The following is a 17,247-nucleotide window of genomic DNA, read 5'->3' as shown; positions in this document are numbered from 1 at the left end:
GCGGGTCAGTCCTGTCAGGACCCGGAGGAAGGACTCGCCGATCCGCAGCGCGGTGTCCTCGTCGAAAAGGTCCTTGGCGTAGCCGAGTTCGAGATCGAGCCCTGCCGGGTTCATCTCGTCGTCGTGGCGTTCGCCGAGCACGAAGTTGAGGTCGAACTTGGCGATCGGCGATGTGATCTCGAGCGCGGATACCTCCAGTCCCGGCAGTTCGAGTGTCGGGGTCCGCAGGTTCTGCAGTGCGAGCGCCACCTGGAACAGCGGGTGGAACGCGGTGGAACGGGTCGGGTTGATCGCGTCGACCAGCTGCTCGAACGGCACGTCGACATGGGAGAACGCCTCGAGGTCGACGCGCCGGACCTGCTCGAGCAGTTCGGCGCCCGTCGATTCGGGTTGCACGTCGGTGCGCAGCACCAAGGTGTTGACGAACATGCCGACGAGTCCGTCGAGGGACTGCTCGCCGCGGCCCGCGACGGATGTTCCGATCGCGACGTCGGGGCCGGCCCCGATCCGGGACAGGAGCGCGGCGAGTGCGGTGTGGACGACCATGAACAGGCTGGCGTGGTGGGTGCGCGCCACGTCCAGCAGACGCCGATGGTCGTCGCCGTCCAGGGCCAGTCGTACCGTGCCGCCGCGGTTCGACGGAGCCGGCGGACGGGGGCGGTCGGTGGGCAGTTCGACCTGGTCCGGCAGATCCGCGAGTGTTCGCTTCCAGTAGGCGATCTGGCCGGCGGCCAGCGACTGCGGATCGTGCTCGTCGCCCAGCAGTTGACGTTGCCACACCGCGTAGTCGGCGTACTGCACCGGCAACGCGTCCCAGGCCGGCGTGTCACCGGCGGTCCGGGCCGCGTAGGACGTCATGACATCGGAGGCGAGGGGCATGAACGACCAGCCGTCCGCGGAGATGTGATGGACGACGAACAGCAGGATGTGCTCCGAGCGGCTCTCACGGAACAGGTGGACCCGCAGCGGGAGGTCGGTGGTGACGTCGAACCCGGCGGCCGCGTGGCGCAGGATCGCACCGGTCAGGTCTTCACCGGACAGACGTGACGGTGTCAGATCGAGGGGGACCGACTCCACCGGGACGATCACCTGATGCGCCCCGTTCTCGGTCGCCGGGTAGACGGTGCGCAGCGCCTCGTGCCGCTCCAGCACGTCGCCGAGCGCCGCACGCAGGGTTGCGACATCGATCCTGCCGGACATGCGCAGCGCGAGCGGAATGTTGTACGCGGCCGAGGCGGTGTCGAACTGGTTCAGGAACCACATCCGCTGCTGCGCCGGAGACAGCGGGATCAGCGCGGGCCGCTCACCGGCGACGAGGGCGGGCCGCTCGACCGTTGTCTCGGACAGCGCGGCGATCGCGAGTTCGCGCACGGTGGGGTGGTCGAACAGGGTGCGGACGGAGATGCGTGTTCCCAGCACCGCACCGACCCGGGAGACGACCTGGGTTGCCGTCAGCGAATTGCCGCCGAGGTCGAAGAAGTTGTCGTCCAGCCCGATCGACGGCTCGCCAACCACGTCGGCGAAGACGGCGGCGATCGCCTCCTCGGCCGGGGTCTGGGGCGCCGTGAATTCGCTGCGGCGCGCGAACACCGGTGTGGGGAGGGCGTTGCGGTCGAGCTTGCCCGCCGCCGTCAGCGGCAACGACCCCAACACCATGATCGACGACGGCACCATATACCCCGGCAACCGCTCCCCCACGAACCCCGCGAGTGCACCGGTATCGACCACCACATTCGGCGCCGGCAACACATACGACACCAGACGACTGCTCCCGGAACCGTCGTCATACCCGACCGTGTGCGCGAACTCCACCACCTCATGCGCCGCCAACACCACATCGATCTCACCCAGCTCGATCCGGAAACCCCGGATCTTCACCTGAAAATCACTACGCCCCACAAACTCCAGAACCGGAGGCCCGTCCGGGGCGACCACCCACCGCACCACATCACCCGTGCGATACATCCGCCCACCCACACCGAACGGACACGCCACGAACCGCCCCGCCGTCAACCCCGCCCGGTGCACATACCCACGCGCCACACTCGGACCCATCACGTACAACTCGCCGCTAACCCCCACCGGAACCGGACGCAACCAGTGGTCGAGGACGACGAGGTCGACACCCACGGTCGGTGACCCGATGCTCACCCGCTGCCCCGGCATCATCGGACCGGTCGCCGACGACATGATCGTCGCCTCACTCGGACCGTACGCATTGACCATCACCCGGCCCGGCGCCCACCTCGCCACCAACTCCGGCGGACACACATCACCCGCCACCACCACCGTCCGCAGGTGCTCGAGACCGCGGTGATCGAGCGACGCCAATGCCGCCGGCGTGCAAAACGCATGCGACACCCGCTGCCCGGCAAGGAACTCCGCCAACTCGGAGCCACCGAAAATACTGGTCGGCGCAACCACCAGCGTCGCCCCCGCGCACACCGCCATCACCAACTCGAACACCGACGCATCGAAACTCGGCGACGCGAAATGCAACACCCGCGACCCCGCCGACACCCCCAACCGGTCCCGCTCGTCCGCAGCCAGATTCACCAGCCCCCGATGCGTGACCGCCACACCCTTCGGCCGACCCGTCGACCCCGACGTGTAAATCACATACGCCGGATGATCCACCGACAACACACCGGTGCGGTCGGCGTCGGTGACCGCATCCGCCGGATACGAGGCGAGCGCCGACACGAACTCGGCGTCGTCGAGGACGATCCAGTGCGTGCAGTCCGGCAAACCCTCGCGCAGCGCGGCCGTGGTCACACCGATCGGCGCCCCACAATCCGCCAACATGAACGCAATACGATCAGACGGATAACCCGGATCCACCGGAACGAACGCCGCCCCCGTCTTCGCCACCGCCCACACACTCGACACGGACTCGAGCGACCGTGGCAACGCCAACGCCACGGAAACCTCCGGACCGACCTGCATGGCGGCGAGCAGTCGCGCCAGGCGGTTCGATTCGGCGTCCAATTCCCGGTACGTGAGCGTGCTGGTGGCGTCCACGGACGCACCGAGCACTGTCGGGGCGACGAGGGCATCGCCGTCCGGGTTGCTGCGCACGGCACGGGCGAGCAGATCCGGCAGCGTGGCGGGTGCGAGTCCGGGCCCGCCCGTTGCCGGGACGAGGACTTCCCGTTCGGTGTCCTGAAGTATGTCGAGATCACCGACGGCGGTGCCCGGGTCGGAGATCACGGCCGCGAGAATCCGCTGCAATCGCCACCCGAGGTCGCGGACCGTGGACTCGTCGAACAGGTCGGTGGCGTAGGTGAATTCGGCACGCATCCCGGACGGTGCTCCGGTGTCGTCGACATTCTCACCCAACGTCAGCTGGAGGTCGATCTTGGCGACCCCCGGATCCACGTCCTCGACGCAGATCCGCAATCCCGGCAGTTCGTACTCGTCCGCCTGCACCGGGTTCATCGACAGCGCAACCTGATAGATCGGGTGATGCGCCGGGGTGCGCGCCGGGGCGAGCACGTCGACCAGCCGCTCGAACGGGACGTCCGCGTGGGCGAACGCTGCGAGGTCGGTGTCGCGCACCGTGCGCAGCAACTCGGCGAAGCTGTCTCCGCTCCGAACGGCTGTGCGCAGAACGAGGGTGTTGACGAACATGCCGACCAGGTCGTCGAGTGCGCGTTCGCCGCGTCCGGCGATCGGGGTGCCGATCGCGACGTCGTCGGTGGCCGACAGGCGCCCCAGTAGAAGCGCGAACGCGGCGTGGGCCACCATGAACGTGGTGGCCCCGTGTTCCCGGGCCAGACGCTGAATGCCCCGATGGGTGCCGGGGTCGATGCTGAAGCCCACCGACCGCCCGGCGAACGTCGGCTGAGCCGTACGTGGCCGGTCGAAGGGCAGCCGCAGTTCGTCGGGCGCGCCGGCGAGTGTGCGCGTCCAGTATCCGAGTTGGGTGGCCATGACGGATTCGGCGTCGTCCCCGCTGCCGAGAACCTCCCGCTGCCACACGCTGAAGTCGGCGTACTGGACCTCGAGCGGCGCCCACTGTGGGGTCTGCCCGTGCGCGCGGGCCGCGTAGGCAACCATGACGTCGCGGCCGAGTGGTCCGAACGACCAGCCGTCGGCCGCGATGTGGTGCAGCGAGACCGCCAGGACGTGCTCGGTGGGGGCCGTGCGGAAGAGCATCGCCCGTACCGGTGTCTCCGCGGTGACGTCGAATCCGCGGGACGCGAACGCCACCATTCGGCCGAGGAGGTCGATCTCGGTCACGTCGACCGGCTCCAGTGTCACCGAGACGTCGGATGCGGGCACCACGATCTGCTCGGGGCCGTCCCCGCCGTCCGGGAACACCGTGCGCAGCGACTCGTGACGTTCGACGACGTCGTCGAACGCCGCCGCCAACGCCGCCGTGTCGATCGCGCCGGACAACCGCACCGCGAACGGCAGGTTGTAGGCCGGTGAGTCGGCGTCGAACTGGTTGAGGAACCACATGCGCTGCTGCGCGAGCGACAGCGGGATGCGGGCGGGCCGGGTCACTGCGGTCAGGGCCGGGCGCGCATCACTGCTGGTGGAGTCGATGCGCAACGCCAGTGCGGCCACGGTGGGCGCATCGAACACGTCGCGAACCGACAGGCGGGTTCCGGTCGCCTCGGTGATGCGCGCCGTCACCCGGGTGACGGACAGCGAGTTGCCGCCGAGATCGAAGAAACTGTCGTGTACACCGATCCGGCCGGCATCCAGCACGTCGGCGAACACGTTCGCGAGCGTCTGCTCCACCTCGTTGCGAGGTGCCACGTATTCGGTTGCATTCGAGACGAACTCGGGCGCCGGGAGGGCCTTGCGGTCCAGCTTGCCGCTCGTGTTCAGCGGAAACTCGTCGAGCAGCACCACGGCCGACGGCAGCATGTACGACGGAAGTGAACCCGCTGCGTGGCGGCGCAGGTCCGCGACATCCAACTGACTGCCGGGCACTGCCACCACGTAGGCAGCCAGGTGGTCGCCGGTCGTGGCATCCGAGTAGACGACAACGGCAGCACCCGTCAGATCCGGATGCGACCGCAGCACCGTCTCGATCTCACCCAGCTCGATCCGCTGACCACGGAACTTCACCTGGAAATCGGTACGCCCGATGTACTCGAGCACCCCGTCCGTCCGGCGTCGCACCAGATCGCCCGTCCGGTACATCCGCGCCCCGGCACCCCCGAACGGATTCGCCACGAACCGATCCGACGTCAGATCCACCCGGCCGAGATACCCCCGCGCGAGCTGGATTCCACCGAGGTAGAGCTCCCCCGGCACCCCGACCGGCACCGGGTGCAACCGCGAATCCAGCACGTACGCCTGGGTGTTCCACTCCGGCACACCGATCGGCACCGTGGTGTCGTCGGCGTCGGAAGTCTCCCAGTACGTCACCGAGACCGCGGCCTCCGTCGGCCCGTACAGATTGTGCAGGCCGGCAGTCGACATGTCCCCGAACCGCACCACCGTCTCCGGCGGCAACGCCTCACCGATCACGAACACGTGCCGCAGACTCGAACACGAGCCGGCGGGTACCGACGCAACGAACACATCCAGCATCGACGGCACGAAATCGGTGACCGTCACTCCCTGTTCGTCGATCACCTCCGCCAGATACACCGGATCCCGGTGCCCGTCCGGACTCGCCAACACCATCGCCGCACCGGCCTGCAACGGCCAGAAGAACCCCCACACCGACACGTCGAACGTTGTCGCCGTCTTCTGCAACAACACGTCGCGGTCGGTCAGCCCGTACTCGGACTGCATCCACACCAATTGGTTGACGATCGCCGCATGCGGGACCGCCACCCCCTTCGGCTTCCCCGTCGACCCCGACGTGTACATCACGTACGCGGTATTGGACGGGCGCAGCGGAGCGATCCGGTCGGCATCGGTGATCGGATTCGACTCGAACTCGGACAGATCCAGCCCGTCGATCTCGAGCACCGAGAACGTACCGGGAAGGTCGCCGCGGTCAGCGGCGGTGCTCAGAACACACACCGGCCTCGCCGAGGCGAGCACGTAGCCGATGCGATCGACCGGGTGATCCGGATCGACCGGCACATACGCACCACCGGCCTTCACCACCGCATACATGCCCACCACCAGGTCCGGCGAGCGTCGCATCGCCAGCACCACCCGCGACTCCGGCCCCACACCACACGAGACCAGGTACCGCGCCAACCGGTTCACCCGAGCATCGAACTCCGCGTATGTGAGTGCAGCGCCCTCGAACACCACCGCCGTCGCGCCCGGGGTGCGCGCCACCTGCGTATCGAACAGATCCGGCAGCGTGGCGACAGGAACGTCGTGGTCGGTCGAGTTCCAGCGCCTCAGGGCGGCGCTCTCGTCGGTGTCGAGCAACGGGATGTCGCCGACACGCGTCCCGGCGTCCGTGGTGACCGCACCGAGGATCGCGGTGAATCGCGCGGCGATGGAGGCAGCCGTGTCCTCGTCGAACAGATCCGAGGCGTACGTCAGTTGCGCGGTGATCCCGTCGGGATCGCCGTCGGCGGCGAACCGCTCGACGAGGGTGAAGTGCAGATCGAATTTCGCGACGTCGATGTCGGTGTCGAGTCCGCGCAGGGTGAGTCCGTCGAGTTCGAGTGTGATCTGCTCCAGGTTTTGGAAGGTGAGCATCACCTGGAACAACGGGTGCCGGGCAGCGTGCCGGGTGGGGCTGAGCACCTCCACCAGCCGTTCGAACGGCACGTCGGCGTGGGAGAACGCCGCGAGATCCGCGTCCCGGACGTGGTCGAGCAGGTCGGTGAATGCCGAACCCGGATCGACGGGGGTCCGCAGGGTCACCGTGTTGACGAACATGCCGATCAGATCGTCGAGTTCGCGTTCGCCGCGGCCCGCGACGGGCGTGCCGATGGTGACGTCCGAGGAGGCGCTGAGACGCCCGAGCAGGACGGCGAGCGCGGTGTGCACGACCATGAACAGCGTGGCCCGCCGGGACTGTGCGAGCGCAGCCAGCGCGCGGTGCGTGGACGCGCCGACGGCGAAGTCGACGTGCCGACCGCGGTAGGACTGCTCCGCGGGTCGCAGCCGGTCCGCCGGGAGATCGAGCTCGTCGGGAACACCCGCGAGGGTGTTCGTCCAGAAGTCGAGTTGCCGGGCCGCGAGAGAGTCGGGGTCGGATTCTTCGCCGAGCAGGTCACGGTGCCAGAGGGCGTAATCGGCGTACTGCACGGGAAGCGCCGTCCACGTGGGTCGCTCGCCCCGTGTGCGGGCCGCGTACGCGATCATCACGTCGCGCACCATCGGTGCCATAGACCAGCCGTCGCCGGAGATGTGATGGACCACCAGTGCCAGTACATGGTCGTCGGCGCCCACCCGGATCAGCGTGACGCGGACCGGCAGGTCGATCGTGACGTCGAAACCGGTGGCGAAGAAACGTCCGAGGACGGTCTCCAGTTCGTCCTCACCGACGGCCGCGACAGACAGGGTCGGGCGTGCGTCGACGGTGTCGCGCACGACCTGGTGCGGGCCGGTCGCCGAATCCGGGAACACCGTGCGCAGCGTTTCGTGGCGGTCGATCAGGTCGGCGATGGCCGCCTCGAGGGCCGCCCGGTCGAGTGTCCCGGTGAACCGCACCGCGAACGGCAGGTTGTAGGCAGGGGACGACGGGTCGAACTGGTTGAGGAACCACATGCGCTGCTGGGCCGGCGACAACGGAACCTGTTCCGGCCGCTCCCGCCGGGTCAGCGCCGGCCGGGTGTCCGCACTGCCGCACTGCGACAGTCGGGCGGCGAGTTCCGCGACGGTCGGCGACTCGAACAGGTCCCGCACCGCGAGCGGCACATCGAGTTCATTGCGGATCCGGGACACCAGCTGGGTAGCGATCAGTGAGTTGCCGCCGAGGTCGAAGAAACTGTCGTGGACACTCACCCGGTCGAGTCCGAGTACCGTGCCGAACACCGCAGCGACGGAGTGTTCGACGGTCGTGGACGGTGCGATGTATTCACCCGCAGCCGAGGAGAATTCCGGCGCGGGGAGCGCCTTGCGGTCCAGCTTGCCGCTCGTGTTCAGCGGGAACTCGTCGAGCAGCATCGTCGCCGACGGCAACATGTACGAGGGCAGTGCTTCGGACGCGTACGCGCGCAATGCCGCGGCGTCGACAGCGCGATCGGGCGCGGGAACCACATACGCCACGAGATGATCGCCCGTCGTGGCATCCGAGTAGACGACAACGGCAGCACCGGTCACATCCGGATGCGACCGCAGCACCGTCTCGATCTCACCCAGCTCGATCCGCTGACCACGGAACTTCACCTGGAAATCGGTACGCCCGATGTACTCGAGCACCCCGTCCGTCCGGCGTCGCACCAGATCGCCCGTCCGGTACATCCGCGCCCCGGCACCCCCGAACGGGTTCGCGACGAACCGATCCGACGTCAGATCCACCCGGCCGAGATACCCCCGCGCGAGCTGGATTCCACCGAGGTAGAGCTCCCCCGACACTCCCGCAGGAACCGGGTGCAACCGCGAATCCAGCACGTACGCCTGGGTGTTCCACTCCGGCACACCGATCGGCACCGTGGTGTCGTCGGCGTCGGAAGTCTCCCAGTACGTCACCGACACCGCGGCCTCGGTGGGCCCGTACAGATTGTGGAGTCCGGCGGACGACAAGGCCCGGAACCGACTCGAGGTTTCGGGGGGAAGCGCCTCGCCGATCACGAAGACGTGCCGCAGGGTGACGCAGGAGGCTGCCGAGGCCGCGGCGATGAAGACGTCGAGCATCGACGGCACGAAGTCGGTGACCGTCACCCCGTGCTCGTCGATCGTGCGTGCGAGATAGGCCGGATCCCGGTGTCCGTCCGGGGCGGCCAGCACCATGGTGGCGCCGACCTGCAACGGCCAGAAGAACCCCCACACGGAGACGTCGAAGGTGGTTGCCGTCTTCTGCAACAACACATCCCGCTCGGTGAGCGCATATTCCGACTGCATCCACAGCAACTGGTTGACGATGCCCGCGTGCGGCACCGCCACCCCCTTCGGTTTACCGGTGGACCCGGACGTGTAGATGACGTAGGCGGTGTTGCCCGCGCGCAGGGGAAGCAACCGATCGGTGTCGGTGACGCGCGTGGCGGAGAAGTCGGTCAGGTCCAGGTCGTCGATGGTGACCACCTCGACGCCGGACGGAATTGCGGTGCGATCCGCACTCGTGGTGAGGACGCGTACCGGCCCGGCAGACTGCAGCACGTATCCGATGCGGTCGGCGGGATGATCCGGGTCGACGGGCACGTAGGCGCCGCCCGCCTTGACGACGGCGTACATTCCCACCACGAGGTCCAGCGAGCGCCGCATCGCCAGCGCGACCCGCGACTCGGGACCCACACCGCACGACACGAGATACCGGGCGAGTCGGTTCGCCCGCTCGTCGAGCTCGGCGTAGGTCAGGGAGTCGGTGCCGAAGACCAGGGCCGTCGCGCCGGGAGTGCGCGCCACCTGTGCGTCGAACAGATCTGGCAGGGTGGCGACGGGAACGTCGTGGTCTGTGGCGTTCCACTCGGACAGTTCACGGAGGCGTGCGGCGGGGTCGGCGATCGCGATGTCGCCGACCGGCGTCTGCGGTGCGGCGGTGACGGCTTCGAGGATCCGGACGAACTGCGCGCCGAACGAGCGGATCGTGCTCTCGTCGAACAGTTCGGTGGCGTAGTTGAATTCGGCGGCGATGGGGCCGGGCCTGCCGTCGGCGCCGTGGGTGTCGGTGAGGACGAGTTGCAGGTCGAATGCGGCGACGTCGGGGAGGACCGGTTCGCTCGACACCGACAGGCCGGGGAGTTCGAGGTGCGCGGGTGCGTGGTTCTGGAAGAACAGGGCGACCTGGAACAGCGGGTGGTGGGCAGCGGTGCGGGTGGGGTTCAGGTGCTCCACGAGACGTTCGAACGGCACATCCGTGTGGGCGAACGCGGTGAGGTCCACGTCTCGGACCTGCTGCACCAGTTCGGTGAACGGAGACGCCGGGTCCACCTGCGCGCGGAGCACGAGGGTGTTGACGAACATGCCGACCAGGTCGTCGAGGTCGCGGTCGCCTCGGCCGGCGACGGGCGTGCCGATCGCGATGTCGGTGGTCGCGCTGAGCCGGCCGAGCAGCACCGCCAGGGCGGAGTGCGCGACCATGAACAGGGTGGCGTTCTGTGTGCGGGCCAGGGTCGACAGGCGGTGGTGCAATTCCGCGGAGATCTCCCAGGACAGGGTCGCGCCGTGTTTCGACGCGACCGCAGGTCGGGCTCGGTCGGTGGGCAGGGCGATGCTGTCCGGCAGCCCGGACAGTGCGGTTCCCCAATAGTCGAGTTGACGGGCGGCCCGGGAGTTCGGGTCGTCCTCCTCGCCGAGGAGTTCTCGTTGCCAGAGTGTGTAGTCGGCGTATTGCGCCGGCAGCGGCGTCCACTGCAGGTCGTGGCCGCCGCTGTGCGCGGCGTACGCGAGCATCAGGTCGCGGGACAGCGGCGCGAAAGACCATCCGTCGGCGGCGATGTGGTGCACCACCAAGGTCAGCACGTGTTCGTCGTCCCGTACGCGCAGCAGTCGTGCGCGCACGGGGATCTCGGTGGTGACGTCGAAGCCGGTGAGGGCGAACGCCCGGATCGAGTTGTCGAGGTCGGCCTCCCGGGCCTCGACGACGGTGACGCCGAGGTCGACGTCCTGGGCGTCGAGGATGCGCTGCCAGGGTCCCGTGTCCGAACCGGGGAACACGGTGCGCAGCGATTCGTGCCGGTTCAGCACGTCACGGAGCGCGCGACTCAGTGCCGTGACGTCGAGGTCACCCGAGAACCGCACGGCGAGAGGCAGGTTGTAGACGGGGCTCGAGGTATCGAACTGGTTGAGGAACCACACCCGCTGCTGGGCGGGCGACAACGGCACTCGCTCGGGCCGCACCTGCGGGGCCAGAGCCGGACTCGAGGGGTGTGCGTCGCGGTCGACGCCCTCGTACCGTTGCGCGAGCCCGCCGACGGTCGGCGCATCGAAGACGTCGCGCAGCGACACCGGAACGCCGAGCGCCGTGCGCAGTCGCGACACCAGTCGGGTGGCGACGAGGGAGTTGCCGCCGAGGTCGAAGAAGTGGTCGTGGATGCCGACCCGCTCGACCCCCAGGATTTCGGCGAACACACCGGCGACGACCTCCTCGGCGGGGGTCCGCGGCGCCACGTATTCGGTGGTCGCAGCGTCGAGGTCCGGTGCGGGCAGGGCCTTGCGGTCGAGTTTGCCGTTCACCGACAGCGGCAGGGCGTCGAGGTGCACGACGTGCGCCGGGATCATGTACGACGGCAAAATCTCGGCAAGGTGGGCGCGGAGATCGGTGGCCGCGACGTCCACGGCACCGACTGCGTACGCCACCAGCGCGTCCTCACCGCGGTCGTCGCCGTGCACCACCACCACCGCCTGCACCACATCCGGATGCGTCTCCAGCGCCGCCTCGATCTCCCCCAACTCGATCCGCTGCCCCCGCAACTTCACCTGGAAATCGGTACGCCCCACATACTCCACAACCCCATCCGCGCGGCGACGCACCAGATCCCCCGTGCGATACATCCGCCCACCCGCAACAAACGGGTTCGCCACGAACCGATCCGCCGACAGATCCGGACGATTCAGATACCCCCGCGCCAGCTGATCACCCGCCAGATACAACTCCCCCGCCACCCCGCTCGGCACCGGATGCAACCGCGCATCGAGCACATACAACTGCGTGTTCCACACCGGACGCCCGACCGGCACCGTCACCGTATCCGCAGCACCGGTCTCCCAATACGTCACGTCGACCGCGGCCTCCGTCGGCCCGTACAAATTGTGCAGCTCAGCAGCACTGACCGCCCGGAACCGCGACACCTGCTCCGGCGTCAACGCCTCACCCGAACAGAACACCAACCGCAACGAATCACATTCCACCACAGCCGGTTCCGCAGTGAACACCGACAGCATCGACGGCACGAAGTGCATCGTGGTGATGCGGTGCCGACGGATGAGGGTGGCGAGGTAGTCGGGGTCGCGGTGTCCGTCCGGCGCGGCGATCACCAGCGTGGCACCGACCTGCAGCGGCCAGAACAGCTCCCACACCGACACATCGAACGTCACCGGAGTCTTCTGCAGGACGACGTCCGCGCTGGTCAGGGTGTATTCGTGCTGCATCCACAGCAGGCGGTTCACGATCGCACCATGGGTGACCGCGACACCCTTCGGCCGGCCCGTCGACCCGGACGTGAAGATCACATACGCTGCGTTGCCCGCGGTGAGCGCGGTGGAGATCGGGGCCGGGTCCTCGTCGGGAAGGTCGAGGGTGTCGATGTTCACCACCGGTGCCGCGGTAGTGAAGGTGGTGTCGTCGGCGGCGCGCGTCAGCACGCACACCGGCTGAGCGGTGTCGAGCACATACGCGGTGCGCTCGGCGGGGTGATCGGGATCGATCGGCAGGTAGGCGCCGCCTGCCTTCACGATCGCATAGACGGCGACGAGCAGATCGATCGATCGGCGCATCCCGACCGCGACGACGGACTCCGGTCCCACACCACTTCTGATCAGGTAGCGGGCGAGGAGGTCGGTGTGCTCGTCGAATTCGGCGTACGTCAGCCACCGGTCCTCGAATACCAGCGCCACCGCGTCGGGAGTGGCAGTGGCCTGGGCCGCGAACAACGACACGAGAGTGTCTGCCGGTACCGGGTGGTCCGTCGCGTTGGCCGCCGCGAGGGCGGACCGTTCGTCCGCGTCGAGCAGGTCGATGTCGCCCACCGAGACCGGCGGGTTGTCGACGACCACGTCGAGGAGCCTGCCGAACCGTTCGCCGATCGACACGACGGTGTTCTCGTCGAACAGGTCTGTCGCATAGGACAGTTGCCCGGCCAGACCCGCGGCGGCGCCGGCGGAGTCGAATTGCTCGACAACGGTGAGCTGCAGGTCGAACTTCGCCACGTGGACGTCGATCTCGGCAGCCTCGACCTCGAGTCCGTCGAGTTCCACCCGGGTGTTCGCCGTGTTCTGGAACGTGAGCATCACCTGGAACAGCGGATGGTGCGCCGACGACCGGGCGGGGCTGAGCACCTCCACGAGGCGCTCGAACGGGACGTCGCCGTGCTGGAAGGCGGCGAGGTCGGCGGCGCGGGTCCGGGCGAGAACGTCCTCGAACGTGTCACCGAGGTCGACGGTCGTGCGGAGCGCGAGGGTGTTGACGAACATCCCGACGAGGTGGTCGAGGGCCTCCTCGCCGCGTCCCGCGACGGGCGTGCCGATCACGATGTCCGATCCGGCGCCGAGCCGGCGGAGTAGTACGGCCAGCGCGGCGTGCGTGACCATGAATAGCGTCGTGCCGGTGCTCTGTGCGAGATCGACGAGACGCCCGTGGACGTCGGCGGGGATCGTGAACTCGACACGCCCGCCGCGGTGTGACATCTCGGCGGGCCTCGCGCGGTCGGTGGGCAGCTCGATCAGCTGCGGCACGCCGGCGAGCGCTGCCCGCCAATGTGCGATCTGCTTGGCGGACAGGCTGTTCGGGTCGTCTTCCGACCCCAGTAGGTCTCGCTGCCAGAGGCTGTAGTCGACGTACTGCACGGGGAGCGGCGCCCAGGTGGGTGCGTGCCCGGCGGCGCGCGCCGCGTACGCGACCATCACGTCGGCGGCGAGTGGCGTCATCGACCAGCCGTCGGCGGCGATGTGGTGGACGACGAGGACGAGGACGTGCCGCTCGGGCGCCTCACGGAACAGCCCGGCGCGCAGCGGTGTGTCGGTGGTGAGGTCGAATCCGGTGCCGCCGAGGGCCGTCACCGCGGCGGTGAGCGAATCGGCGTCGACGTCGATCGGATCGTGGCCGGCCAGCAGGCTCACGGCGGGCATGACCCGCTGGTGGGGTCCGTCGGCGCTGTCGGGGAAGACGGTGCGCAGCGCCTCGTGGCGTTCCTGAACGTCGCCGAGCGCTCTGCGCAGGGCGTCGCGGTCGAGTACACCGGTCAGCCTCAGCGCGATCGGCAGGTTGTAGGCGGGCGACGCCGTGTCGAACTGGTTGAGGAACCACATCCGTTGCTGCGCTACGGACAGCGGCACGCGGTCGGGCCGTTGCCGCGCCTCCAGTGCCGGCCGCGGGTCGGTGTGCGAACCGGCTTGTGCCGCGGCGGCGGCCAGTTGCGACACCGACGGCGACTGGAAGAGGTCCCGAACCCCGATCCGCACACCGAGGGCGGTGTTCACCCGGGACACGACCTGGGTTGCCGTCAGCGAATTGCCGCCGAGGTCGAAGAAGCTGGTGTCGACGCTCAGTTCGGGCAGGCCGAGGACGTCGCGGAAGATCCCGAGAAGGGTCTCCTCCGTGACCGTCCGGGGGTGCACGAGGTCGGCCGACGATGCGGCGAAGACGGGTGTGGGGAGGGCGTTGCGGTCGAGCTTGCCCGCCGCCGTCAGCGGCAACGACCCCAACACCATGATCGACGACGGCACCATATACCCCGGCAACCGCTCCCCCACGAACCCCGCGAGTGCACCGGTATCGACCACCACATTCGGCGCCGGCAACACATACGACACCAGACGACTGCTCCCGGAACCGTCGTCATACCCGACCGTGTGCGCGAACTCCACCACCTCATGCGCCGCCAACACCACATCGATCTCACCCAGCTCGATCCGGAAACCCCGGATCTTCACCTGAAAATCACTACGCCCCACAAACTCCAGAACCGGAGGCCCGTCCGGGGCGACCACCCACCGCACCACATCACCCGTGCGATACATCCGCCCACCCACACCGAACGGACACGCCACGAACCGCCCCGCCGTCAACCCCGCCCGGTGCACATACCCACGCGCCACACTCGGACCCATCACGTACAACTCGCCGCTAACCCCCACCGGAACCGGACGCAACCAGTGGTCGAGGACGACGAGGTCGACACCCACGGTCGGTGACCCGATGCTCACCCGCTGCCCCGGCATCATCGGACCGGTCGCCGACGACATGATCGTCGCCTCACTCGGACCGTACGCATTGACCATCACCCGGCCCGGCGCCCACCTCGCCACCAACTCCGGCGGACACACATCACCCGCCACCACCACCGTCCGCAGGTGCTCGAGACCGCGGTGATCGAGCGACGCCAATGCCGCCGGCGTGCAAAACGCATGCGACACCCGCTGCCCGGCAAGGAACTCCGCCAACTCGGAGCCACCGAAAATACTGGTCGGCGCAACCACCAGCGTCGCCCCCGCGCACACCGCCATCACCACCTCGAACACCGACGCATCGAAACTCGGCGACGCGAAATGCAACACCCGCGACCCCGCCGACACCCCCAACCGGTCCCGCTCGTCCGCAGCCAGATTCACCAGCCCCCGATGCGTGACCGCCACACCCTTCGGCCGACCCGTCGACCCCGACGTGTAAATCACATACGCCGGATGATCCACCGACAACACACCGGTGCGGTCGGCGTCGGTGACCGCATCCGCCGGATACGAGGCGAGCGCCGACACGAACTCGGCGTCGTCGAGGACGATCCAGTGCGTGCAGTCCGGCAAACCCTCGCGCAGCGCGGCCGTGGTCACACCGATCGGCGCCCCACAATCCGCCAACATGAACGCAATACGATCAGACGGATAACCCGGATCCACCGGAACGAACGCCGCCCCCGTCTTCGCCACCGCCCACACACTCGACACGGACTCGAGCGACCGTGGCAACGCCAACGCCACGGAAACCTCCGGACCGACCTGGAGGTCGATCAGGAGGCGCGCGAGCCGGTTCGACGTCTCGTCCAGGGCGCGATAGCTCAGGGGGTCGTCGGACGTTCCGCACCCGGGTGTGAGGAGGGCGTCCCCGTGCGGGTTGCTGCGGACGGCGCCGGCGAGCAGATCCGGCAGCGTGATCGGTGCGAATCCGGGGCCCCCGGTGGCGGGCACCAGGCTGCGGCGTTCGTTCTCGTCGAGGATCTCGAGGTCGCCGATCCGTCGTGGTCCGTGTGTGTCGGATGTGAGGAACTCGCCGAGGAACCGGGTGAACCGAGCGTGGTGGGCGGCGAGGGTGTCTTCGGAGTACAGGTCGGGGTTGGCCTCGAGGTCCAGGTTGAGGCTGGTGCCGGCGACCCCGTGGTAGACGTTGACGGCGAGGTCGGTGATGGGGCCGGTCGACAGCAGTTCGAGTCGGCCGACGATGCTACCCAGGGTGATCTCGTTGTGGAACAGCATGACGTTGATCAGTGGGCCGTAGAAGCCCTGATGATCGGTGGCCGCGTCGCGTCGGATGTCGATGTGCGGGTACCGCTGGTGCCGGAGCGCCGCGGTGACTTCCAACCGGACCGCTGCCACCAGTTCCGCGTTCGTCGCATCCGGGCGCACGTGCAGGCGCAGCGGGACGACGTTGGACACCATGCCGCCGGAGCGGCGGAGCAGCGCGGTGGTGCGGGCCGTGACGGGCAGGCTGACCGCGACCTCCTCGCGTCCGGTCATCCGGGAGAGGTATGCGGCGAAGGCGGCGACGACCTCGAATGCGGTCGACGAGTCGTGGCGGTCGGTCGCGGCCTCGAGGTGGTCGACGAGGGCGTCGGGGATCTGGCCGCCCGTCGTGCGGCTCCGTGCCCGCGCCGGGGCGCTCCGGTCGACCAGGCTGTGTGGTTCGCCGATGGTGGATACCCGCTCGGACCAGTAGTCGCGGTCGGCGCGGTAGCGCGACGACGTCCGGTAGTCGTCGTCGACTCGGGCGACGTCGGTGAGTTCGGCGGCCTTGGACGGCCCAGCGGCGCGCCCCTCGACGGCCGCGGTGTACAACTCGGCGGTCCGGTCGACGAGCGTCACCGATCCCATGCCGTCGAGCGCGACGTGGTGGACACGGCTGTACCAGTAGTGGCGATCCGCTCCGATGCGCAGTACAGCCGAAGTCGTGAGCCGATCGCGGCACACGTCGAGCGGCGCGGTGTACTCCTGCCGCATCCACTCCTTTGCCGCTGCCCGCGGATCGGGCTCGTGCTGCAGGTCGACGAACCGGACCGATGCTTCCAGGGTCGGGTCGACCAGCTGATAGGGAACTCCGTCGACCTCGACGAGGCGGAGGAACGCGGAGCCGAGTTCGCGGCCCGCGGTGATCATCGACTCCGACAGCAGCGCTACGTCGAGGGCACCCACCAGTTCGACGCACTGTGCGATGGTGACGGGGACGTCGGGATCGAGTTGCTGGGCGAACCACATGCCCTGCTGAGCGGCCGAGAGCGGAAATGCACCGTCCGGAATGCGACCCTCGGTGGTCACGTCACCACTCGGCACAGCTTCGACCAC

Annotated in this window: 1 protein-coding gene (cut by a window edge); it reads right to left on the bottom strand. The window is 68.4% G+C overall.

All coding sequences use genetic code 11. The features are described 5' to 3' along the window. A protein-coding gene (locus WKC72_RS22740) for a non-ribosomal peptide synthase/polyketide synthase (RefSeq protein WP_370179340.1) crosses the window boundary here: on the bottom strand, positions 1-17,247 show its 5' portion. 12,300 nt of this gene lie to the left of the window's left edge; the window shows 17,247 of its 29,547 coding nt (coding positions 1-17,247); its start codon is at positions 17,245-17,247; its stop codon lies off the left edge, out of view.

Source organism: Rhodococcus wratislaviensis (assembly GCF_041228765.1).
GTDB lineage: Bacteria > Actinomycetota > Actinomycetes > Mycobacteriales > Mycobacteriaceae > Rhodococcus_F > Rhodococcus_F wratislaviensis.
Note: the sequence above shows the minus strand (reverse complement) of the source record. Positions and strands in the feature narration are given on the sequence as shown.